Annotated in this window: 16 protein-coding genes; 9 read left to right on the forward strand and 7 right to left on the reverse strand. The window is 66.4% G+C overall.

What is annotated here, in order from left to right:
• Positions 1-49 precede the first annotated feature (49 nt).
• Positions 50-454 carry a hypothetical protein gene (locus A6723_RS19020; RefSeq protein WP_054910717.1) on the reverse strand — a complete coding sequence of 135 codons (405 nt, stop codon included), beginning with the start codon at positions 452-454 and terminating at the stop codon, positions 50-52.
• A gap of 32 nt (positions 455-486) precedes the next feature.
• Positions 487-2043, reverse strand: a complete 1557-nt coding sequence (locus A6723_RS19025) for an EAL domain-containing protein (protein ID WP_064979848.1) — start codon at positions 2041-2043, stop codon at positions 487-489.
• A gap of 155 nt (positions 2044-2198) precedes the next feature.
• On the opposite strand from A6723_RS19025, the gene A6723_RS19030 reads away from it, so the two are divergent.
• Both A6723_RS19030 and A6723_RS19035 read left to right on the forward strand, forming a co-directional pair.
• Positions 2199-3929: a response regulator gene (locus tag A6723_RS19030; RefSeq protein ID WP_054910567.1), complete on the forward strand. Its 1731-nt coding sequence runs from the start codon at positions 2199-2201 to the stop codon at positions 3927-3929.
• Between the two features lie 208 nt (positions 3930-4137).
• Positions 4138-5499, forward strand: a complete 1362-nt coding sequence (locus tag A6723_RS19035; RefSeq protein ID WP_054910568.1) for an MFS transporter — start codon at positions 4138-4140, stop codon at positions 5497-5499.
• Between the two features lie 352 nt (positions 5500-5851).
• Here A6723_RS19035 and A6723_RS19040 read toward each other — a convergent pair whose 3' ends face one another.
• Entirely contained in the window at positions 5852-6892 is a 1041-nt protein-coding gene (locus A6723_RS19040) for an ABC transporter substrate-binding protein (RefSeq protein ID WP_054910569.1), read from the reverse strand.
• A gap of 255 nt (positions 6893-7147) precedes the next feature.
• Here A6723_RS19040 and A6723_RS19045 point away from each other — a divergent pair, with 255 nt between their 5' ends.
• Positions 7148-8635, forward strand: a complete 1488-nt coding sequence (locus A6723_RS19045; RefSeq protein ID WP_054910570.1) for a PucR family transcriptional regulator — start codon at positions 7148-7150, stop codon at positions 8633-8635.
• Here A6723_RS19045 and A6723_RS19050 read toward each other — a convergent pair.
• The 4 genes from A6723_RS19050 to A6723_RS19065 form a co-directional block, all read right to left on the reverse strand.
• Entirely contained in the window at positions 8625-8969 is a 345-nt protein-coding gene (locus A6723_RS19050) for a cupin domain-containing protein (RefSeq protein WP_054910571.1), read from the reverse strand. The two genes, A6723_RS19045 and A6723_RS19050, sit on opposite strands and share 11 nt — an antisense overlap.
• A 12-nt stretch (positions 8970-8981) precedes the next feature.
• On the reverse strand, positions 8982-10367 hold the full coding sequence (locus tag A6723_RS19055; protein ID WP_054910572.1) for an FAD-binding oxidoreductase: 1386 nt from the start codon (positions 10365-10367) through the stop codon (positions 8982-8984).
• Positions 10368-10785: 418 nt separating this feature from the next.
• The gene (locus A6723_RS19060; RefSeq protein WP_054910573.1) at positions 10786-11409 is read right to left on the reverse strand and encodes a hypothetical protein; all 624 of its coding nucleotides are present in this window, start codon (positions 11407-11409) and stop codon (positions 10786-10788) included.
• A gap of 301 nt (positions 11410-11710) precedes the next feature.
• Positions 11711-13708, reverse strand: coding sequence for a TonB-dependent receptor (locus A6723_RS19065; protein WP_139093019.1), 1998 nt, complete (start codon positions 13706-13708; stop codon positions 11711-11713).
• A 339-nt stretch (positions 13709-14047) separates the two neighbouring features.
• Here A6723_RS19065 and A6723_RS19070 point away from each other — a divergent pair, with 339 nt between their 5' ends.
• The 6 genes from A6723_RS19070 (at position 14048) to A6723_RS19095 (ending at position 22302) form a co-directional block, all read left to right on the forward strand.
• Complete coding sequence (locus A6723_RS19070; RefSeq protein WP_054910574.1) at positions 14048-16486, forward strand: glucose/quinate/shikimate family membrane-bound PQQ-dependent dehydrogenase; 2439 nt, start codon at positions 14048-14050, stop codon at positions 16484-16486.
• Positions 16487-16578: 92 nt separating this feature from the next.
• Entirely contained in the window at positions 16579-17844 is a 1266-nt protein-coding gene (locus tag A6723_RS19075) for a carbohydrate porin (RefSeq protein WP_054910575.1), read from the forward strand.
• A 147-nt stretch (positions 17845-17991) separates the two neighbouring features.
• Positions 17992-18324, forward strand: coding sequence for a DUF1508 domain-containing protein (locus A6723_RS19080; protein ID WP_054910576.1), 333 nt, complete (start codon positions 17992-17994; stop codon positions 18322-18324).
• Between the two features lie 346 nt (positions 18325-18670).
• A complete protein-coding gene (locus A6723_RS19085) occupies positions 18671-19990 on the forward strand; it encodes an amino acid permease (RefSeq protein ID WP_054910577.1) in 1320 nt (439 codons plus the stop codon).
• The gene (locus A6723_RS19090; RefSeq protein ID WP_054910578.1) at positions 19983-21257 is read left to right on the forward strand and encodes an aspartate aminotransferase family protein; all 1275 of its coding nucleotides are present in this window, start codon (positions 19983-19985) and stop codon (positions 21255-21257) included. The genes A6723_RS19085 and A6723_RS19090 overlap by 8 nt, the downstream gene beginning before the upstream one ends.
• A gap of 10 nt (positions 21258-21267) precedes the next feature.
• On the forward strand, positions 21268-22302 hold the full coding sequence (locus A6723_RS19095; protein ID WP_054910579.1) for a phosphotransferase enzyme family protein: 1035 nt from the start codon (positions 21268-21270) through the stop codon (positions 22300-22302).
• Positions 22303-22335: the final 33 nt, after the last annotated feature.

Below are 22335 nucleotides of genomic sequence, written 5' to 3' on the forward strand. Positions count from 1 at the left end.
TGGCGACCTGGGCCGAGAAGCCCTGAGCCGCCCGGAAGGCGGCTCGGTGTTACTCGATGGTGAAGTGGATGCTGTAGTTCACCGTCTCGCCGCGCCGCGCGCTGGCGCGCATCTGGTAGACCTGCACGCTGTAGGTTCCCGAGGCTGGCAGCGCACCACTCCAGTCCTGGCCGACGGAGCCAGCGCCCAGGGCGGTCGATTCGCCCGGCTTGTCGCCCGGAGCGAAAAGGTTGAAGTTGGCGTTGCTGCTGCCCGTGACGCCGACTTTCATGTGTTGCCCGGCCTTGGCCGAAAGCGTGTAGAGGACCGTGTCGTAGCCCTTGAAGCTGCCTTTGACGGCGGCGCTGCTCGCGCCCTTGGCGAAGTGCACCGGGACCGTGGTGACGGTGTCGGCAGCCAGCGCGAACGCAGGGGTGACAGTGGCAAGGCAGAACAGCAGCAGGGAAGCTTTCATGGTGATCATCCTGTGTTCAGGGGACGGGGAAATCATGACGCAGCCTGCCAGTCGTGGCCGGCTACGAAGGTTAAGAATGCTTCCAGCGGCATCGCCTGGCCGAACAGCCAACCCTGACCGTACTGCACGCCACGCTGGCGCAGGTACTGCAGTTGCTCGTCGGACTCGATGCCTTCAGCCACCAGCAACAGCTTCAGCTGGCGCGCCATGGCGATGGTGTGGTCGGTCACCGGGCAAGGCGTGCCGGCCGAGAGCGGCTGGACGAAGGAGCGGTCGATCTTCAGCAGGTCCAGCGGCAGCCGCCTGAGGTATTGCAGGCTGGAGTACCCGGTGCCGAAGTCGTCCAGGGCAATCGGGTGCCCTGCCGCGCGGCTCTGCGCCAGTGTTCGGTGCGCCGCATCGATGCTCAGCAGGCTGCTTTCGGTCACTTCCAGCCAGATGCACTGGGCGGCGATGCCGGCGTGCTGCCGTTCCTGCGTCAGGTGCGGGAGGAAGGCGCCACTGGCTACATCGCGCGCCGACAGGTTGATCGACACGTGCTGCAACTGCCCCGAAACGAGGCTGGCGCCCAGCTCGCGGCAAACGCCGGAGATCACCTGCGCGGTGATCGGCTCGATCAGGCCGCTGGATTCGGCCAGCGGAAGAAAGCTGTCAGGCATGCCCAGCGAATCGTCTGCGCGGCGCCAGCGCACCAGCGCTTCGGCGCCGATGCAGCGGCCGTCGCGCAGGTCGAGGATAGGCTGGTAGAAGGCGTGGAACTCGCCCTTTGCGACCGCCCGTGACAGTACGGCCAAGGGCGACAGCCATGCCCGCACGCGACGCACAACCAAGCAGCACCACAGTCCCGAAAGCACCAGCGCCAGCGGTGCAAGCATCAGCATTTCGCGCCACAGGTCGCCGAGAATTTCCTGGCGGGTGACTGCCGCGACGGTCTGCCAATTGCCGTGCGCAACCCGCGCGTACACGTAGCCGTCCTGCAAGCCGGAGTGCGGTTCGCCATGGATGCGCGTCAGCACCTGGGCGAAACCGGCGGCAGGCGTACCCAGCCAGTGCCCCGTGGGCGTGCCCAGCGCCAGGCTGACACCGGGCGCCAGGGAAGTCTCGAGGAAGTGTTCCGGCTCGATCAGCAGGTTGAACGCGGCATCGCGCAGGGCCAGCATGGGTTTGGCCGGCACAACGAACGGCTGCACGTTGATCGACACGCCAAGGCCCTCGCGGGTACGGAAGTCTTCCGGCCAGCGCTGTGCCGGGGACATGACGGCGCCCCAGGAGCTGCAGACGAACACCTCTTCTTCGACATAACCGACCGCCTTCACCGCCAGCGTGTCGATGGCCACCAGGCGCATCTGCTCGATGCCCTCCACCGAGCAGGGCGGCAACGGCGAGCGGTTCAGTTGCCGCAGCGCGGTCGCGGCCTGGGCCAGGGTTTGGTCCGCGCGTTCGGAGGCAAGCCTTGCCAGGCTTTCCAGGCGTTCAGCGGTGTGTTGCATGACCAGGTGCCAGGCGAGGAAGCCGCTGCCGGCCATGACCAGAGCGACACCCAGCGAGCCGGCGAGGATGCCGGCCCTGACGATTCGAGTGCGACTCATGTGGGTCACCTTGAGGGGAATGGGGAGTCTTTGCAGGCATTCTTTCCCAGTGGCCATGAACTGAGGATGCGAAATCCAGTCACGACTTGTAGGAAAATGACTACACGAAAGCCGCCGCCATGCCCTAGAGTGGAGAGCAGACCAGAGGGATAGAGATGGCGCGGATACTGATCGCGGACGAACACCCGATGACCCGCTACGCCGTGCGCATGCTGCTGCAGGCGGAGCGCCACACGGTAGTCGGGGAAGCCTGCAACGGCCTTGAAGCCCTGAGCCTGGCCACGCGCCTGGCCCCGGATCTGCTGATCATCGATATCGACCTGTCGCAGCTCACCGGCCTGGATGTCATCTCGCGTCTGCGCGCACGGGGGCTGACGTTGCCGATCCTGGGCTACAGCACCCAGGACTCGGAACACTACGTCGGCCGCTTCCTGCAGGCGGGCGCCTCGGGGTTCGTCAGCAAGCACCAGGACATCGAGCGTCTCAAGGAAGCACTGGGTGTTGTCCTGCGTGGGCACAGCTACTTCCCGGCCGAAATGCTCGGCAGCGTGCACCGCGGCAGCCTGCACGAGAACGACGCCGAGCGCGTGGCCTCGCTGTCCAACCGTGAATTGAGCGTGCTCAGCCTGCTCGCCAGCGGCTACAGCAACCAGGAGATCGCCCACGAGCTGACCATCAGCGAAAAGTCCGTCAGCACCTACCGGGCGCGCATGCGCAGCAAGCTCAACCTTTCCAGCATGCTCGAACTGATCGACTTCGCCCGCCGCAACCACCTCGCGGCGCCCGCCAGCGATGCCCATGGCTCCGACCCCGATGCCGGCGGAACGCCCCTGTGGCGCTCCATGGTCGAAAGCCTGCCGGCGGCCTTCTACGTTCGCGATACCGAGGCACGTCTTGTCTATGCCAACCCGGCGCACCTGGAGCTGTACCAGGCGGAGCTGGACGACGTGCTCGGCACCCGCACCACCGAGGTGGACTGGTACTCGCCCAGCGACGCCCGCAACATGCTGCGTTTCCTGCAGCGCGCGATCAGTGAGGAGCAGTCCTTCAACAAGGACATCGAGCTCACCGTCCACGGTGAGCGCCGTGTGCTGCATCACTGGGGTACGCCCTACCGGGATGGCGAAGGCAACCTGCTCGGGATGATCTGCTGCAGCACCGACATCACCGAACGCTACGACCAGCTCGAAGAGCTGCGCAGCCGCGCCGAAGCTGGCGAACTGGCGCATCAGCAACTGACCGACCTGTTCACCAGCGCGACTACGCACCTGAACGAACGCATCCAGGCGCTGGCCGATACCCTGGGGCAGCCTGGCGGCCCGGCCCTCGAACAGGCCCAAGCGATTCTCGACGAGCTGCGAGTCCATGGCGCCTCGCTCAAGCGCGCGCTCATCGCCCAGGATGAAGTCCCGCTGCTGCCCACGCGGCTTGACGAACTCGCCAGCGAGGTGCTCGAAGCCCTGCACGGCCAGGCCGGGCAGAAGCAACTGGCCTTGAAGCTGGAAACCGACAGTCGCTCGCGCAAGCGGCTGCTGGTCGATGCCAAGTCCCTGCGCGAGGCGTTGCGGCACCTGGGCCTGTACGTGATCGACCTGACCGATGACGGCAGTGTCCGGCTATGCATTGCCGCCACCCCGAAGCAGGAACAGATGGCCGTGCGCATTACCGTCGAAGGCCTGCCGGGCAGCAGACGCCGCGAAATGCGCGCGTACTCACTCTCCGAGCTGACCCGCGACTACCCCGCCCGCAACCCGGCGCGCAGCAGCCTCAGCCTGAGCATCGCCCAGCACCTGATCAACAGCATCGGCGGCGAGCTGCAGGTGTCCCACCTGCCCGGCCAGGCCTGCAGCGCGACCGTGCACCTGTTGCTGCAACCCGCCGGCTGAAACCTGCGGCGGGCGCAACCACAGGCGCTCATACGATCGTACAGGCCCCTACGCGGCGCTTCTTACCTTGGGTGGATTGTCCGCCCTGACCCACCCCTGCAACCTTTGCCTCCCCTTGCCGGCCGCTGAACGCGGGCTCCTGCCGCCCGTTGCCGACTCTCGGCAGCCGCCTGCCCGGCCACTTATAAATTCAACAAAGGTTGTACCCATGAGCGTGTTTGATGTCATTGAACATTCCCCGGTATCGAAATTTCACCGCAAGCTGCTGCTGGCCTGCTGCGGCGGGCCGTTCCTGGACGGCTATATCCTCAGCCTGATCGGCATCGCGCTGATCGGCTTCGGCCAGGACATCGCCGCCACTTCGGTGGAAACCGGCCTGATCGGCGCCGCCTCGCTGCTGGGCATCTTCTTCGGCGCGACGGTGTTCGGCGCCATCACCGACCGCATCGGCCGGGAAACCATGTACGCCCTGGACCTCACCATACTGGTGATCGCCTGCGGCCTGTCTGCCTTCGTCACCGAGGCCTGGCAACTGATCGTGCTGCGCTTCGTCATCGGCCTGGCGGTCGGCGCGGACTACCCCATCGCCACCTCGCTGCTGACCGAGTTCACCCCGTCCAAGCGCCGTGGCTTCATGATCGGCGTGTCCGGCCTGGCCTGGTCCTGCGGCGCCATGACCGCCTTCATCGTCGGCTACCTGATGGTTTCCTGGACGGGCGACCATTCGCTGTGGCGCTGGATGCTGTTCAGCGGCGCGGTGGTCGGCATCATCGTCGTACTGATCCGCCGCGGCATCCCGGAATCGCCACGCTGGCTGGCCAGCAAGGGCCGCATCGAGGAAGCGCAGAAGGTCATCAAGCTGGTCTACGGCAAGGAGGTGGTGATCACCCCGGCTGACGTCGCCGAACTGAACGACGGCGGCCGCCATCGCTCGTGGAAGAGCGACCTGAAGATGATTTCCTCGGGCGGCTACCTCAAGCGCACCATCATGTGCGGCATGCTCTACTTCGCGCAGATCACCCCGCAGTACGTGCTCTACACCTTCGGCAGCATGATCCTGCTGACTGCCGGCATCAAAGGCGAAAACTCCTCGACCCTGGGCGAGCTGATGATCGCCATCCTCTTCGCCATCGGCGTGATCCCGGCGCTGAAACTGGTGGAAACCTGGGGCCGCCGGCCCATGGTGGTGGTGCCCTTCGCGCTGATGGCGCTGCCGCTGCTGGCCCTGGGCCTGTGGGCGGACGCGCCGGCCTGGTTCATCGTCGGCGCCTTTGCCTTCTATGCCTTCGTCTCCGGCGGGCCGAGCATCCTGGAGTGGATCTACCCCAACGAGCTGTTCCCCACCTCCGTGCGCGCCACTGCCGTGGGTGTGGCCGTGGGCTTCAGCCGCATCGGCGCGGCGACCGGCACCTACCTGATGCCGATCGGCATCGAGTCCATCGGTTTGCAGGCGACCCTGCTGATCGGTGCGGCGATCACCCTGCTGGCGTTCTTCATCTGCCTGGCCTGGGCGCCGGAAACCAAGGGCCGCTCGCTGCAGCAGTCGGCATCGCTGAGCCTGGCGACCTGATTCGTTATCCAGCCTGACCCCAAAGCCCATCGGTGATCCCGATGGGCTTTTTTGTGGGCGAGCTACCGGCTTTCCCGCAAGAGCAGACCTTGTCCGCAAGCCGTTCCCGGCCGTGCAGGCCCTGGTTCGCGAGCAAGCTCGCTCCTACAAAAATTGCCAAGCCCATCTGTAGGGCCGAGGGGGACGCCTAGTCCTTTGCTCGCCAACATCGAAGGCACGTGGCATCCGGCTGCACAGACGAAAATCGAGCACCGAAGCAGTCGTCTCACTTCGAAATCCCGCCCCTCCACCCACAAAAAAGGCCACCCGAAGGTGGCCTGAAAGTGCGGGCGGGACCGCACACTGGGAAGACTTACTGCTTGGCGGCCCAGGCGTTGAAACGCAGCTCCAGCTGCTCGCCGTGGTCGGCCCAGAAGGCCGCGTTCATCGCCACCTGGCCGGCCAGGTTGGCCTCGTCGGTGGGCATATTGCTGCGGCGCGCGGCGTCCACCAGCGGGACGGCAGCACGGTTCACCGGGCCGTAGGCAATCTGCTGCGCGTAGTTCTTCTGCTGCTCGGTCTGCAATACGTACTGGATGAAACGCAGCCCTTCCTCGGTGTTCTTCGCACCCTTGGGAATGGCGAAGGCGTCCATATCGTAGATGCCACCGTTCCACACCACGCGCAGCTGGCTTTCATCCTGCACGGCGGCGATCCGGCCGTTGTAGGCGGAGCTCATCACCACGTCGCCGGACGCGAGGTACTGCGGCGGCTGCGCACCGGCTTCCCACCACTGGATGCTCGGCTTGATCTGGTCGAGCTTGCGGAAGGCGCGGTCCTGGCCTTCCTTGGTGCCGAGCACGGCGTACACATCCTTCGGCGCCACGCCGTCGGCCATCAGGGCGAACTCCAGGGTGTACATGGCGCCCTTGCGCAGGCCGCGCTTGCCGGGGAATTTCTGCGTGTCCCAGAAATCCGCCCAGCCGGTGGGCGCGCTCTTCAGCTTGTCGGCGTTGTAGGCCAGCACCGTGGACCAGACGAAGAAGCCCACGCCGCAAGGTTGTACGGCACCGTCCAGCAGTTCAGGGGCGAGCTTGGCAATGCCCGGCTGTTCGCCGATTTCCTGCAGCAGGCCTTCATCGCAGGCGCGCGCCAGTTCCGGCATCTCCATCTCGACGACGTCCCAGGAAACGCTGCCGGTGTCCACCTGCACCTTGACCTTGGCCATCTCGCCGTTGAACTCGTCGGCGATCAGCCGGCTGCCACTCTGCTGCATGTAGGGCTGGTAGAAGGCCTTGACCTGGGCGGCCTTGTTGGCGCCGCCGTGGGAGACCACGGTGAGGTCGGCGAAGGCAGGGAAAGTCGCCGCGCAACCCAGGGCGCAGGCGATGGAGGAACTCAGGATCTTGTTCATTGTTATGGTCTCCGGTGAGTAGACGGCCCGCCTTGCGGCAGGCGGCGCCATCCGGGGCCTCCAAGGGCCCGCATGGCGCACTGCCAGCTAGTCTTGGGGCACGCGGGCAAGCTCCACAATCAGACGGAACTACAATTCGGAAGACCCCACTCGTATCCCGGTACGAAGCCTGCGATCCCCACTCAAGCCAGGCGCGACAAGGCCTCGCGCTTGGTGGCATGCTTGCCGGCCGTTTCTCTTCGCTGCGGACCCGCCATGCCTTTCCATATCCAGGACATCCTCGACAACGCCTCCCTGCGCACCCGCCTGCTTGGCGGCAGCGAAGGCGTCGGCCGGCGCCTGCGCTGGGCGCACGTGTGCGAGCTGGCGGACCCCACCCAATGGCTCGGCGAAGGTGACCTGCTGATGACCACCGGCATCGGCATTCCCGCGCAGGCGCAGGCGCAGCGCGACTACCTGCAACGCCTGGCCGGGGCGCGGATATCGGGGCTGATGATCGGCGAGAACATGCAGGCGCCGGCGGATATCCAGGCCCTGCAGGACGAAGCCTGCCGGCTGGGTTTCCCGCTGCTGATGACCGACTACGCGGTGCCCTTCTCCGCCGTCACCCGCGCCATCGTCGACGCCAGCAAGCAGGAAGAGCACGAACGCCGCAGCGCCGTCACCCGCATCTATGAAAGCGCACGCATCGGCCTGCGCGGGCTCGGCCTTGCCGGGCTGCTGCGGCGGCTGTGCAGCGACGTACGCGCCCAGCTCTACCTGTTCGATACGGCCACCCTGCAGCCCTGGCAGGAGGGTTTGCCGCCGCTGCCGGACAGTTGGCGGGCAACCCTCGCCCAGCGTCGCTCGGTGCCGGACACCGTGACCCGCTGCAGCAATGGCGAGCAAGAAGCGCTGGTAATGCCACTGCCGTCACTGGCCACCTGCGAGATTCTCGCTACCGGCGGCGAGCTGCTCGACTACGGCCTGCTGCACCACATCGTCGCGGTGCTGGGCATCGAGCTGGAACGCGCCCAGGTCGAGCACGAGCGCATGCTGCGCCTGGGATCGGAGTTGCTGGATGACCTGCTGCAGCAGCGTCTCACCGAACGCGCCGCGCAGGAGCGCCTGGCGCAGCTGAACTGCCCGGTGGATGCCGCCTGCCTGGTGCTTGCGCGCGCCGCCGGCGAACTGCCGATGCACTGGCAGCAGCGCCTGCAGCGGCTGGGAATGGGGCTGCTGGTGCGCCACCAGGGCAACGAGCTGATCCTGCTGCTGAACGATCCGGCACAGGCGCAGGCCCTGCAGGCCGAGCTGGACTGCATGCTCGGCCATAGCAACCCGCTGGGCCATGCATTGCGCGCGGTGGAGGCGCTGCGTGAGGCACGCCTGGCGCTGTCCCATGCCAACCGCCAGCGACCGCTGGTGGCTTACGCCGATGCGCAGGGCGAGCAGTCCTGGCTGCCGGCAAGCCTGGAGGAAGCCCGCCGCGTACATCGCCGGGTGCTGGGTGCGCTGGCGGATTACGACGCGCAACAGGGTGGCCAGTTGCAGCACACCCTGCGCGTCTTCCTCGAACAGAACCGCTCCTGGCAGAAAGCCGCGCAGCTGCTCAACGTACACAAGCAGACGCTGGTCTACCGCATCCGCCGCATCGAGGAAATCACCGAGCGCTCGCTGGATTCCACCGAGGACGTGGCCGTCCTCTGGATCGCGCTGCGCTCGGCGCAGATTGCCGGGATGGACCTGGGGATCAGGGAATGATCACAAAGCTCTTGCGTACCGTCTCGCGAATATCCCAGGTGCCCTGACAGTTCGCCGGGAACAGCACGGCGTCGCCGGCGCGCAGTTCGATGGGCTCGCCGTCGTCCGGGATGAACAGGCAGTGGCCACTGATGAAATGGCTGAACTCCCGTGACAGTACCTGGCGCCGCCAGCGGCCGGGCGTGCATTCCCAGACGCCGGTGAGCAGCCCACCCTCGCCTTCCTCGGCGTAGGTCGCGGTGCTGGACACGGGGGTGCCCAGGGGTTCCTTCACCGGTTGCGGCGTCGGCAGTTCGAGTCCGGCGGTGCCGGTGAGCAGGATCGGTTGGGGCATGGGGCTGTTCTCCTAGAGGTCCTTGTCTTCGAGGCCCGCCGGAGCGAAGCCGGCCAGGGTCCGGTCGAGCCAGGCGCCCTTGCGGTTCTGCGCCTCGGCCTGTTCCTTGCGTTGCACCGCACCGCGCACCATCAGGCCGCCGATGTAGCGCACCGGTTCAAGCGGGAAGCGCTTGGGCTGGCGGCCGACCAGGCCGCAACGGCTCCATTCGTCATCGATGCTCAGCGCGAGACTGGCGAGGATGCGCCCGCCGAGGCGGCTCGGGCCGACGCCGTTGCCGCTCCAGCCGATGCCGTAGACGATGTGCGGCGCGCCGTTCAGGTGGCCGAACACCGGCAGGCTGTCGTAGGTACGGTCGATGGGCCCGGACCAGCTGTGGGTCACCGGCACGTCGTCCAGCTGCGGGTAGGTGCGGCGCAGGTCCTGTTCGGTGTCGTCATTGAGCTGCGGGTTGTGGTCGTAGCTCTCGTCGATGCGGCTGGCGAAGCTGATCATCCCGGTGCCCTTGCCAAAGGCGATACGGCCGTCCTGGGTGGTACGGTAGTAGTCGACCATCAGCTGCGAATCGGTGACGGCTTCGCCGCCGGTCCAGCCGATCTGCTCCAGGCGCTCGGGAATCGGCGCGGTGGCGACCACCGTGCTGGTCACCGGCAGGATAGTGCGGCGCAGTTCGGGAATCGCCGCCGCCCAGGCATTGGTCGCCATCACTACCTTGGGGGCGCGCAATTCGCCGCCGGGCGTGCGGATCACGGCCGGCTGGCCGCGATCCAGGCTGAGCATCGGGGTGTTCTCGAAGATCCGCACACCCTTCTCCAGCGCCACCCGGCGCAGGCCGCGCACCAGACGTGCCGGCTGCACGGTGGCGTTGCTGGCTTCCAGTACGCCTTCCAGGTGCTTCGGCGAGCCGGCGCGGCGGGCCACTTCACTGTTGGAAAGCGATTGGAAAACCGGCTCGCCCAAGCGCTCGCAGGTCTGCTGCACGCCCTTCCAGGCACCGCGCTGCGCATTGGTGGTGGCGGTCCATAACCAGCCGGCGCGGCGGAAGTGCGCGTCGATATCGTGGGCCTTGCAGAATTCCTCGATCTCACCGATGGCCGCCGCCGAGGCACGAGCCAGGCGCAGCGCCTCATCCTTGCCGCACTGTGCGGCCAGCGAGCTGATCTTTGGCCACCAGGACATGACGAAGCCGCCGTTTCGCCCGGAGGCGCCGCCACCGCAGATGTCGCGCTCGATGATGGCGATACGGCAGTCAGGCTTGAGCTCCAGCAGGCGCAGCGCGGTCCACAGGCCGACAAAGCCGCCGCCGACGATGGCTACGTCGACCTCGAGTGGGCCGTCCAGCGCGGGCAGCGGAGTCAGCTCGGAGGCGATTTCCTCCAGCCACAGGGAACGTTTCATGTGCGGATTCCAGATTGAACGGTAGTGCGCCACTGTCCTGTGTCAGGCCAGTGGCGAACAATCGTCCATTCCATGCAATCCGGGGGAATGCCTCATACGAAGATATGAAGCCATTGGGGGCGCATCCATGCCATTGCGCCTGACGGGACCGTTCGCCGGGCTCCGCGCCTGCGCTTACTCCCCTCAGCCCAGCCCTGGCTGCGCGCCCCGCTCCGAAGGGAGAAGGGGCAGGCCGTGCCAACTGACGCGGAGGTTTCATCCTGCATCGAACGCTCCCCTCTCCCTCTGGGCGAGGGTTAGGGTGAGGGCCGACCAGAGCACAGGACTCAGTTGTGGGAGCGGACTCCGTCCGCGATGTCTTCAAGCCGCGCCAAGGTGTCAGGGGCGCAGCAATCGCAGGTGAAGCCCGCCCCTGCGCTCAACCCTTGGCCTTCTTCGGCGCAAGGCCCGGCTTGGCGAACTTCACGATCAGCCAGTTCTCCGACTTGCCATGCTTCACCGTGACCTCGGCCACGCGAATGCTCGCCGGCACTGTCGCCAATACCTGGCGCGCGTCCAGCCCCGGCTTGATGTACTTGTCGAGCTGTTCGTAGAGGCGGTAGCTGATCATGCCGCTGCGCAGCGCGTGGGTCTCGAAGTCGCCGATAGCCTTGGCGTCAGCCTCGGTGCGGTTCGGGTTCAGGGTATGCGCCAGAACGTCGACCACGTTCTTGTCGTCGGCAATGGCCACCAGCATGAAGCGCTTGGCCACTTCCTGCAGCACACGCCGGTACGCGGCGTCGTTGTATTCGGTGTACAACACCGCCTCCACCAGCTTCTGCTTGTCGAAGGTCAGCGCCAGGCGATAGCGCGTGCCGGCGTAGTCGACGCCGTCCTTGCAGCGCGCGGTGACGCCCATGGGCTGCAGGCATTCGACGAAGCCCTGCTGCTTGCCGAAACCCTTCTGCGCCGCGCCGTAGTTGTACTTGCCGAACAGCGGGTCAGCCGCCGACGCCCAGCCCGCCACGCACATCAACAATGCCCCGATTGCCCATTTGCCCATTACGAACTCGTCTCACGAAATGCAAAGGACGCGAGGATAGAGGATTTGGCGCAATCATGGCTGCATGCAGACGATGATCGGACGTGGAGGGATGCGGGTTAGCGAGCAAGGACTAGGCGTCCCCCTCGGTCCTACGAAGAGCGCTGCGGAGCTTACCTGTAGGAGCGAGCTTGCTCGCGAACCCGCACGGCACCGATCAGGACCGTAGGGCGCATAACCTGGAACAGGTTATCCGCCGACCGGCTTGCGGCGGATAACGCTGTCGCGTTATGCGCCCGACGCAAAACCTCGGTCAGGACGCTCAGTCGAAGCGATACTCCAGCCCCGCCCCCGCGTACCACGACCGCCCCGGCGCCGCCTCGTAGTAACGACCGTTGCTGTCGCCGACGATCACCGAACCGACGTACTGGCGATCCAGCAGGTTGTCCAGCCGCACCAACTGGTGGAAGGTCCAGGGCCCGACATGCTGCTCGAAGCGGGTGCGCCAGTTGAACACCGCGTAGCTGGGCGCCGGCTTGTCCTCGTTGCTGTCCTCGACGTAGACCTTGCTGCGGTACTGGCCCTCGAAGCCCATGCTGATGCCGTCCCGGGGCTTCCATACCAGCTCGCCGAACAGGCTGCTGCCGGGCACGCCGGGCAGGTGGTTGCCCTTTTCGATCACGCTGCCGCTCTCGACAAAGTCCTCGTCGTAGGTAGCATCCAGGCGCGTGTAGGCGAGGTTGGCCTGCCAGTGTTCGGAGAGGTCGCTCTGCACGCCCAGCTCGAAGCCCCGGCGCAGGGTCTTGCCGGCGTTCTGGTAGCTGGTTCGGCCGTCGGTGGAGCTGGCGACGACGATCTCGTCGTCGGTACGAATTTCGAAGATCGCCGCGTTGACCCGCGTATCGCCGGCGACCTTCGCCTTGAGGCCGACTTCGTACTGGGTGCTGGTGGCCGGGTCGAGGCCGAAGTTGAAGCTTTCCGCCAGCCCTGGCGCGTAGGCCATCTCTGCCTGGGTCGGCGTCTCGAAGCCCTTGCCGGCGCTGACATAGCCATGCAGGTTCGGGGTAAAGGCATACATCACCGAGAGCGACGGGTTGTTCTGCTGGTACGTCTTCGAGCCGCTGGAATCGCCGTTGCTCAGGTAATGGTCGTCCACTTCCATCTTCATGCTGCTGTGGCGCAGGCCGGCGTCGAAAGTCCAGTTGCCCAGCTCCCAGCGCGCCTGCACGTAGGGGTCGAGGCTGGTGGCGATGTCGTTTTCGTTGCGGCGCATCTCGCCCTTCACACCCAGCTGGTCGCCGCTGAAATTCTGGAAGCCCTTGCGGTCGTCCTCGCTGCGGTCGTAGTCCACCCCGGTGGTGACGGTCAGCTCACCCGGCACGCCGTGTACCGGCTGGATCCAGCGCAGGGTGCCGCCGTGGAATTCGCGATCGAAGTCCACTACCCCGCCACCACGTTGGGCGTTGGAAGCCACGCCCCTGGGGATCGACAGGTACTGCACCACGCTGCGCTGGCCGGCGTAGAGGTTGAACTGCAGGGTCGCGTCGCCGAAGTAGCGCTCGTAGTTCATGCCCATCTGTTGGTGGTCGATGCTCTTGCGCGTGTTGTAGGTCTCGGCCGCCGCTGCCACCGAGCGCGGGTCGTGCTGGTACGCGTCCCAGGTCTGGCCCAGCGGGTCCTGCGTGCCGTTCTGCTCCAGGCTGCTGTAGATCAGCGCCAGGCGGCTGTCTTCGTCGGGCTTGAAGTTGAGCTTGGCGAAGGTCTGGTCGCGGCGCGCGGCGCTGTGGTCGCGGTAGCCGTCGGTGTCCATGCGCGAGGCGTCGAGCAGGAAGCCGGCCTGCTCGGTGCCGCCCTCGGCATAGAGGTGGTTCTTGTTGAAGCCGTCGCTGCCGAAGGTGGTTTCCGCACCGACTTTCGGCGGGCCGTAGCCGTCGCGGGAGAACATCTGGATCACCCCGCCGCTGTTGCTGCCGTAGAGCGTCGAAGCCGGGCCACGGAGTACTTCGATGCGGTCGGCGACGTCCAGGTTCAGCGTCGCCGCCTGGCCCTGGCCGTCCGGCGTGCTGGCCGGTATGCCGTCGCTGAGCAGCTTCAGCCCGCGAATGCCGAAGGCTGAGCGCGCGCCATAGCCGCGGGAGGAAATCTGCAGGTCCTGGGCGTAGTTCTGGCGGTTCTGCACCACCAGGCCGGGTACCCGCTGCAGCACTTCGGAGGCATTGACGCCGAGCTGGCCATCGCTGAGTTGCGGCTGCTGCACGGTATCGATGGAGAACGGCAGGTCGAAGCTCGACACCGGGGCATAGGCGCCGGTGACCACCATGGGGGCCAGCAGCGTTTCGTTGTCCGTTTCCGCCGGTTCGGCGCGGGCCAGTTGGCCGTGGGCGACACCGCAGATCAACAGCGGCAGCAGTTTGAGTCGGGCGGGTACGACAGAGCGGTTAGCAGGCACGGCGACTAGGATTCTTCTGTAGGACCGAACGGCGATGCTGCCAGTCTCGGCAGCCGCTGCACAGGCCTTTCGTGGGTCGGGATATTGCGGGTTATCGAGTATGCAAAGGCTATTTCATTCGTCCGCCTTTGCCTCTTCGACGATTGTACTATCTAGTTAATTAGCATGCTAAGCGTATAATCGGCGAATCCAACAGCGAGAACCTTCTGTATGAAACCGGTACAGCGCACCTCCCGCGCGAGCATATTCATCCTCCTCGGCCTGGGCCTGATCATCGCCCTCCTCGGCCTCGCCCTGGCCGCCGGTGGCGTCCGTCTGGTCAGCCTTGGCGGCTCCTGGTACTTCCTCGTCGGTGGCCTGGCCATGGCGCTCTCGGGCCTGCTGATCGCGTTGCGCAAGCCGGTCGGCGCCTGGCTGTTTGCCGCCTTCCTGATTGGCACCGCGCTATGGGCCGTGTCCGACACCGGCCTGGTGTTCTGGCCGCTGTTCTCGCGGCTGTTCATGTTCAGCGCCATTGGCGTGGTGGTCGCGCTGGTCTATCCGTTGCTGGCCCGCTCGGCAGGCCGCAACGCTGGTCGTGGTGCCTATGGCATCGCTGCTGTGCTGGCGGTACTGGTGGCCATCGCCGCCGGTAACATGTTCGTCGCCCATCCCAGCGTCGCGCCCACCGGCAAGGGCCCTGGCCTGACGCCGGTGGACCCGGCCCATGCGCAGAAGGATTGGGCGCAATACGGCAACACCGAGGGTGGCAGCCGCTTCGCTGCGCTGGACCAGATCAATCGCAGCAACGTCGACAAGCTGCAGGTGGCCTGGACCTACCACACCGGCGACGTGGCGATCAGCGACGGCAACGGTGCGGAAGACCAGCTCACCCCGCTGCAGGTCGGCGACAAGGTGTTCATCTGCACCCCGCACAACAACCTGATCGCGCTGGACGCGGACACCGGCAAGGAGCTGTGGAAGAACGAGATCAACGCCCAGTCCAAGGTCTGGCAACGCTGTCGTGGCATGGCCTATTTCGATGCCACCAAGGAAATCGCACAGCCGACCCAGCCGAACAGCACGCCGGTTATCGCCGCCAGCGTTCCGGCCGGCGCCAACTGCCAGCGTCGCCTGCTGACCAACACCATCGATGCGCGCCTGATCGCTGTCGACGCCGACACCGGCGAGTTCTGCCAGGGCTTCGGCACTAACGGCCAGGTCGATCTGAAGGCAGGGTTGGGCGACGTACCCGATTCCTACTACCAGCTCTCCTCCGCTCCGCTGATGGCCGGCACCACGGTGGTGGTCGGCGGCCGTGTCGCGGACAACGTCCAGACCGACATGCCCGGCGGCGTGATCCGTGGTTTCGACGTCATCACCGGCGCCATGCGCTGGGCCTTCGACCCGGGCAACCCGCAAGACAAGCAGGCCCCGGCGGACGGCAAGAGCTACGTACGCAGCACGCCCAACAGCTGGGCGCCGATGTCCTACGACCCGGCGATGAACACCGTCTTCCTGCCCATGGGCAGTTCCTCCACCGACATCTATGGCGTGGAGCGGACGAAACTCGACCACACCTACGGCGCTTCGATCCTTGCCGTGGACGCCACCAGCGGCGCCGAAAAGTGGGTCTACCAGACCGTGCACAACGACCTCTGGGACTTCGACCTGCCGATGCAGCCGAGCCTCGTCGATTTCCCCGTGGCTGACGGCAAGACCGTTCCGGCAGTCGTCATCGGCACCAAGGCCGGGCAGATCTACGTACTCGACCGCGCCACCGGCAAGCCGCTGACCGAGGTCAAGGATGTGCCGGTCAAGCCGGGCAACATCCCCGACGAGCCCTACTCGCCGACCCAGCCGAAGTCCGTTGGCATGCCGCAGATCGGCGCACAGACCCTCAGCGAGTCGGACATGTGGGGCGCCACGCCCTATGACCAGCTGCTGTGCCGCATCGACTTCAAGAAGATGCGCTACGACGGCCTCTACACCGCGCCGGGCACTGACCTGTCGCTGAGCTTCCCCGGCTCCCTGGGCGGCATGAACTGGGGCAGCCTGTCCACCGACCCGGTGCACGGCTTCATCTTCGTCAACGATATGCGCCTGGGCCTGTGGATCCAGATGATCCCTTCGGCCAACAAGGGCGCGGCCGCCGGCGGTGGCGAGGCACTGAACACCGGCATGGGCGCCGTGCCGCTCAAGGGCACGCCCTACGCGGTGAACAAGAATCGCTTCCTCTCGGTGGCCGGCATCCCGTGCCAGGCGCCGCCGTTCGGCACCCTCACCGCCATCGACCTGAAGACCCGCCAGGTGGCCTGGCAGGTACCGGTGGGCACCGTGGAAGACACCGGCCCGCTGGGTATCCGCATGCACCTGCCGATCCCCATCGGCCTGCCGACCCTTGGCGGCACGCTGTCCACCCAGGGCGGTCTGGTGTTCATCGCCGGCACCCAGGACTTCTACCTGCGCGCCTACGACAGCAGCAACGGCAAGGAAATCTGGAAATCCCGCCTGCCTGTCGGCAGCCAGGGCGGCCCGATGACCTACGTGTCGCCGAAGACCGGCAAGCAGTTCGTCGTCATCACCGCCGGCGGTGCGCGCCAGTCCACCGACCGTGGCGACTACGTGATGGCCTACGCGCTGCCCGACACCCCGACAGCCAGCCAGTAACCCTCCCATCGCGCCCGCCTCGTGCGGGCGCCTCCTTCCGGCGCGGCACTCCCACCGCGCCTTTTTTATTCGCTTCAAGCTCAGGATATTCCATGCGCACTTCCCTTCGCCTCACGCCCGGCCTGCTGCTGTGCGTCGCCTCGCTGCCTGCGCTGGCCGCAGAAGGCCTGCTCGAACGATCCACGATGACCGGCGACTGGGGCGGCCTGCGCCACCAGTTGGAAGAAGATGGCGTCAAGTTCACCGGCGACTACAGCGGCGAGACCGCCTACAACGCCCACGGCGGCCTGCACCGTTCCGCGCGCTATTCGCAGAACATCAAGCTGGGCGTGCAGTTCGACCTGTCGAAACTCTACGGCCTGGAGAATGGCGGCAAGGTCCAGCTGACCATCAACGACCGCCGCGGCAACAGCGCCTCGGAGGACCTGGTGGGCAACCGCCTGCCGATCCAGGAAAACTACGGCGGCCTCTATACCCGCCTGACCGAGCTGAGCTACGAGCGTGACCTGGGCCAGGCGGTGAACCTCAAGCTCGGCTACATGGCCATGGGCAATGACGTCGGCGGGCTCGACAGCGGCATCCTCTGCAACTTCATGAACGCCGGCTTCTGCGGCCACCCGCTGAACATGTCCGGCGGCAGCGGCTGGACCAACTACCCCAACGCGCACCTGGGCGCACGGGTGAAATACAGCTTCGCTCCGGACTGGCAACTGCGCATCGCCGCGTTCAACGTCGACCCGGAAAGCAACGGCAACTCCAGCCGCGCCTGGCACCTCACGCCCAAGCACACCACCGGCACTGTGGTGCCCATCGAGCTGGTCTACAAACTTCAGGGCGAATTGCCCGGTGAGTACAAACTGGGCTGGTACTACGACAGCTCCGACGTGCAGCGCATCGGTAGCAACAAGGAAGAGTCCGGGCGCAGCGGCCACTACCTGCTGGTCGACCAGTCGGTGTGGAACGATCCGGCCTCCGAGGGCCGCAGCCTGCACCTGTTCGGCCAGGCCTCGGCCGCCAGCAGCGCCGCCTCGCCCTTCACCAAGTGGTACGGCGCAGGTGTAGTGCTCTACAAGCCCTTCGAAGGCCGCCCGAAAGACAGTCTCGCGCTGGGTTACGGCCGCGCCGTACCCAACCCGCGCAGCCGCGAAGTGCAGGAGAACAACGCCCTCGCCAACGGCCAGGACTACCCGAACCTGGACAGCGGCGAACAGCTCATCGAGCTGAGCTACGGCTACCAGGCCACGCCCTGGCTGACCCTGCGCCCGGACCTGCAGTACGTCATCGAACCGGGGGCCTTCTCCGGCCAGGACATCGACAACGCCCTGCTGCTCGGCCTGCAGGTGAAAGCCAGCTTCTGAGAAAAGCGATCCTGAGACAAATTGATACAGTAACCCCATGATTCATAGGACTTTTCTTATACAAATAGCGCGCCTGTACTCCTAAACTGGCCTGTCACCCTGCGGGAACACCCGCAGGACGTTGACACCGGTTATATGGAGCTACACATGCCCGGTTGGTATGAAATCAAGGAACTCAGCAGCGGCAACCGTCGCGTTCTGCTCAAGAACACTGCCCACGGTACTCTGCTGGAAACTCTGGCCTACCCGACACAGGAGGCAGCCGAGCAGGCCATCAACAGCCTCCGCAGCTCCTGTGCGGCCGTCGAGCGCTACAAGCGCCAGATGTCCCCCGGCGGCAAGAATTTCTTCGTGATCCGCGATAACACCGGTGCAGAACTGCTGACCAGCAAGCTGTACGACTCCGAGGCCGCACGTGACCAGGCGATCGCAACGATCGCCCAGGCCGGCCTCAGCTCGGAGCTGCGTGCACACGCCTGAGTGACGAGTGAATGAAAGAGCCTCGCGCAATGCGGGGCTTTTTTGTGGGCGATTGGTTTTGCGCATAGCCATCCCCCGCTGCGCCGAATCGGCCGGCAACGCCAGCGCCCGCGTCTTTGCGGAATTCTGATATCGCCCCACCCCGCCCCCTTCGTACCTTCTGCCTGCCCGACGCATCCGACGCCGGGAGCGTGCAACCCACAAAACAACAAGAAGGGCCCGCCCCATGACTCCACGCATTCATCCGTCGGCGCACGCCGATGCCCTCCCTTGCCCGCTGCGCCCCGGCGCTCGCGGCTGACTGCCGTTCACCCTCTCGATCAATTACAGGCAAGGGACAACCACCATGCTCAAACAAGGCGTACTCCGCTGGCCCCAGATCGCCGGGCTCGGCATTTCACTGGTCATTGCCGGGCAGTTCTCCGGCTGGAACTACGGCCTGGCCAGCAGCGGCTGGGCCAACATGCTCGTCGCCACCCTGCTGATGGCCGTACTCTGCGGCGGCCTGGCGCTGTGCGTGTGCGAACTCTCCACTGCTCGGCCCCATGCCGGCGGCGTGTTCGCCTACGCGCAGCTGGCCTTCGGCCCCTTCGTCGGCTACCTGGTCGGCGCGGCGTGCGCGCTGGCGCTGACCATCGGCACGGGCGCGGCTGCCAACTTCCTCGCCGCCTACATGGAGTCGGTATTCGGCTTCGGCGGCTGGCCGGTGCGCATCGGCCTGTTCGCAGTGATCATCGGTATCCACATCATCGGCGTCGGCGAGGCCCTGGGCCTGACCCTGCTGGCCGGCGCCGTGGCCGCCATCGCCCTGCTGGCCTTCGGCGGCGCCATGCTGCCCCACGTGCACTGGGAAAACCTGTTGCCCACGGCTGGCAGCGCACTGCCGGGCGTAAGCGTCGCCGGCGTGTTCGCCTGCGTGCCGTTCGCCATCTGGATGTTCATCTGCCTGGAGCAGGTCGCCTCCGCTGCCGAGGAAGCTGCAGACCCCGGCCGCAGCATGCCGCGCGGGATCATCGCCGCTGTCGGTACCCTGCTGCTGACGGCCCTGACCGTGGTGATCAGCGCGCCGGGCGCAGCCGGCGTGGAAGTAGTCGGCAACGCCGGCGATCCGCTGTACGCCGCCATGACCCACGGCGGGCTGTACGGCGAGCGCGACTGGCTGCCGCTGCTGGTCGGTTCCGGCGCCGTGTGCGGCCTGCTGGCGACCTTCTTCTCGGTGGTGTTCTCGGCTTCCCGTCAGTTGTTCGCTCTGTCCCGCGACGGCTTCTTCCCTGCCGCGCTGGCCCGCACCAACCGCCGAGGCGCGCCCTACGTCGCCCTGCTGGTGCTGACCGTGATCGGCCTGCCGCTGACCCTGGTGCCGCCGGAAAAACTCCTGCTGTGCATCGTCCTGCTGCTGGGCAGTTGCCACCTGGTGCTGTTCGCCGCGTACCTGCGCCTGCACCGCAGCCAACCCGGCCTGGCGCGCCCGTTCCGCCTGCGTGGCGGCCCTGTGATCGCCAGCGTCGGCATGCTGCTGACCCTCGTGGTCATCGCTGCCTGCTTCCAGCTGGAAGTGGCCATGCTCAGCGCCCTGGCGCTGGTGGTCGCTGCACTGATCCTCAACTACCTGCTGCGCGCTGCCACCCGCGCCGGCAAGCCCCTGGAGAATGTCGAGAATGTCTGAACCAACCCTGCTGCAACGCCGCCACCAGGTCATGGGCGATGCCTCGCCGCTGTTCTACGACGAGCCGCTGGAGCTGGTGAAAGGCGAAGGCGTCTGGCTCATCGACGCCAACGGCAAGCGCTACCTGGACTGCTACAACAACGTGCCCTGCGTCGGCCATTGCCACCCGAAAGTGGTCGCGGCCATGGCCGAGCAGGCGGCGACGCTGAACATTCATACCCGCTACCTCAACGAGCGCGTAGTGCGCTACGCCGAGAACCTCACCGCGACCTTCGCCGAGCCGCTGGACAGCCTGATGTTCACCTGCACCGGCAGCGAGGCCAACGAGCTGGCCCTGCGCATGGCGCGCTTCGTCACCGGCAACAAGGGCGTGATCGTCAGCGACTACAACTACCACGGCAACACCACCTCGCTGGCGGCGGTAACCACGGCACTGCCCAGCTCCGAGCCGTTCTCGGCCCATGCGCGGGCGGTGCCGATTCCCTGCCTGTATCAGGCAGACGGTACGCCCGAGCAAGTCGCCGATCGTTACGTGGCCAAGGTCGCCGAAGCCATCGCCGAGCTACAGGCCGCCGGCGTCGGCCTGGCCGCCATGCTGATCGACACGCTGTTCGCCAACGAAGGCATCCCGCGCCTGCCGGCCGGCTACCTGGCGCGCGTGGCCAAGCTGGTGCGCGATGCAGGCGGCCTGCTGATCGCCGACGAGGTGCAATCGGGCTTCGCCCGCACCGGCGAGCACCTGTGGGGCCATCAGGCGCACCCGTTCGTGCCGGACATCGTCACCCTCGGCAAACCCATGGGCAACGGTTTCCCCCTGGCCGGGCTGGTGACCTCGCGCGAGCGCGTCGAGACCTTCGGCCGCGCCAACCTGTACTTCAACACCTTCGGCGGCTCGCCAGTGGCCGCCGCCGTCGGCCAGGCCGTACTCGACGTGATCGCCGAGGAAGACCTGCAAGGCAACGCCCTGCGTCAGGGCGCGAAGCTCAGCGCCGAACTGCATCGCCTGGCCGAGCGCCATTCGATCATCGGCGACGTGCGCGGCAAGGGCCTGTTCTTCGCCGTGGAACTGGTGCGCGACCGCACCAGCCGCGAGCCGGCCGGGCTCGAAGCGCGACGTATCGTCAACGCCATGCGCCAGCGCGGCGTGCTGATCAGCAAGATCGGTGGCGCCGACAACATCCTCAAGATCCGCCCGCCGCTGCCCTTCCAGGCCGAACACGGCGAGCTGTTCATCGACACCCTGGACCAGGTCCTTAGCGAACTCTGAGGAAAACTGCATGAACGACTTCCCGAAGGCCGATTTCGCAGCGCTCGACCACGACCAGCAAGTCGCCTGCCTGCGCGACCTGGCGCTGGATGCCCTGCGCCACTGGGACGGCGACTTCGTCGGCCTGGAACTGCTCAAGTACCGCGAGAACGCCGTGTTCTGCGCCACGCGCAGCGACGGCACGCGCAGCGCCCTGCGCGTGCACCGCGGCGGCTACCACAGCGAAGCGGCGCTGCGCTCCGAGCTGACCTGGATGGAGCAACTGGCCGCCGGCGGCATTGGCGTGCCGACCATCATCCGCACCCGCGATGGCGAGCACCTGGCCGAAGTGCGCAGCGCCGCGCTCGATGAGCCGCGCTACGTCGACATGCTTGGCTGGCTGTCCGGCAGCACATTGGGTTCGGCGGAACAGGGCCTGAGCGCCGACGGTGACATCGAGGCGCTGTTCCACAAGGCTGGCGCCGTGGCGGCGCGCATCCACCTGAATTCGGCCCAGTGGCGACAGCCCAACGAGTTCACCCGGCACGCCTGGGACGAAGAGGGATTGGTCGGCGCCAATCCGTTCTGGGGCCGCTTCTGGGAACTCGACCTGCTCGCCGACGATGAGCGCGAGCTGCTCCAGCGCGCCCGCCAGGAGGCGCGCATGGATTTGCGCCGCTACGGCCGCAGCCTGGGCAACTTCGGCATGATCCACGCTGACCTGGTGCCGGAGAACCTGCTGCTGGAGGCGGGCGAGGTGCAGCTGATCGACTTCGACGACGCCGGCTTCGGCTGGCACATGTTCGAACTGGCCACGGCGCTGTACTTCTGCCAGGACGACCCACGCCTGGCGCAGATCGAAGCCGCGCTGCTGGCCGGCTATCACTCGGTCAAGCCGCTCTCCGCCGCGGACCGCGCCGCCCTGCCGCTGTTCCTCGCCCTGCGTGGCACGACGTACCTGGGCTGGGTGCACACCCGACGCAACAGCCAGACCGCGAAGGAGCTGGCGCCGATGCTGATCGAGCGCGCCTGCACCCTGGCCCGCGCCTACCTGGCGAGCCGCTGAATCTGGCAGAGCGCCACAAGCCCCTGGCGTGCA

The organism is Pseudomonas sp. AU11447 (assembly GCF_001672555.2).
Taxonomy (GTDB): domain Bacteria; phylum Pseudomonadota; class Gammaproteobacteria; order Pseudomonadales; family Pseudomonadaceae; genus Pseudomonas; species Pseudomonas nitroreducens.

Coding starts and splice junctions, on each gene's coding strand:
- A6723_RS19020 (WP_054910717.1), bottom strand. CDS start 454: ATGAAAGCTTCCCTGCTGCTGTTCTGCCTTGCCACTGTCACCCCTGCG.
- A6723_RS19025 (WP_064979848.1), bottom strand. CDS start 2,043: ATGAGTCGCACTCGAATCGTCAGGGCCGGCATCCTCGCCGGCTCGCTG.
- A6723_RS19030 (WP_054910567.1), top strand. CDS start 2,199: ATGGCGCGGATACTGATCGCGGACGAACACCCGATGACCCGCTACGCC.
- A6723_RS19035 (WP_054910568.1), top strand. CDS start 4,138: ATGAGCGTGTTTGATGTCATTGAACATTCCCCGGTATCGAAATTTCAC.
- A6723_RS19040 (WP_054910569.1), bottom strand. CDS start 6,892: ATGAACAAGATCCTGAGTTCCTCCATCGCCTGCGCCCTGGGTTGCGCG.
- A6723_RS19045 (WP_054910570.1), top strand. CDS start 7,148: ATGCCTTTCCATATCCAGGACATCCTCGACAACGCCTCCCTGCGCACC.
- A6723_RS19050 (WP_054910571.1), bottom strand. CDS start 8,969: ATGCCCCAACCGATCCTGCTCACCGGCACCGCCGGACTCGAACTGCCG.
- A6723_RS19055 (WP_054910572.1), bottom strand. CDS start 10,367: ATGAAACGTTCCCTGTGGCTGGAGGAAATCGCCTCCGAGCTGACTCCG.
- A6723_RS19060 (WP_054910573.1), bottom strand. CDS start 11,409: ATGGGCAAATGGGCAATCGGGGCATTGTTGATGTGCGTGGCGGGCTGG.
- A6723_RS19065 (WP_139093019.1), bottom strand. CDS start 13,708: ATGGTGGTCACCGGCGCCTATGCCCCGGTGTCGAGCTTCGACCTGCCG.
- A6723_RS19070 (WP_054910574.1), top strand. CDS start 14,048: ATGAAACCGGTACAGCGCACCTCCCGCGCGAGCATATTCATCCTCCTC.
- A6723_RS19075 (WP_054910575.1), top strand. CDS start 16,579: ATGCGCACTTCCCTTCGCCTCACGCCCGGCCTGCTGCTGTGCGTCGCC.
- A6723_RS19080 (WP_054910576.1), top strand. CDS start 17,992: ATGCCCGGTTGGTATGAAATCAAGGAACTCAGCAGCGGCAACCGTCGC.
- A6723_RS19085 (WP_054910577.1), top strand. CDS start 18,671: ATGCTCAAACAAGGCGTACTCCGCTGGCCCCAGATCGCCGGGCTCGGC.
- A6723_RS19090 (WP_054910578.1), top strand. CDS start 19,983: ATGTCTGAACCAACCCTGCTGCAACGCCGCCACCAGGTCATGGGCGAT.
- A6723_RS19095 (WP_054910579.1), top strand. CDS start 21,268: ATGAACGACTTCCCGAAGGCCGATTTCGCAGCGCTCGACCACGACCAG.